The organism is Streptomyces sp. URMC 123 (assembly GCF_051386515.1).
Taxonomy (GTDB): Bacteria; Actinomycetota; Actinomycetes; order Streptomycetales; family Streptomycetaceae; genus Streptomyces.
Window position 1 is genome coordinate 1 of record NZ_JBPQTV010000766.1, and the last position, 272, is coordinate 272.

At 80.1% G+C, this 272-nt stretch carries 1 pseudogene; it reads right to left on the minus strand.

The features are described from left to right. Positions 1-272: pseudogene (locus tag ACSNOD_RS31925) on the minus strand (keto-deoxy-phosphogluconate aldolase); the annotation flags it as partial.

The window sequence follows — 272 nt, forward strand, 5'->3', positions numbered from 1 at the left end:
CGCCCGCCGCCTGCGCCGGGAAGAACTTCATCTCGCCGACCCCGCGCTCCAGCAGCGCCAGCACCTCCGAGGCCGTCGACACCCCGGGCAGGAACGGCGCCCCGCACTCCCGCAGCGCGCCCAGCAGCCGTTCCGTCCAGCCGGGGCTCACCAGGAAGCGCGCGCCCGCCGCGACGGCGGCCCCGGCCTGGCCGGGGGAGCGCACCGTGCCCGCCCCGACCACCGCCTCCGGCACCTCCTCGGCGACCGCCCGGATCGCCTCCAGCGCGCCC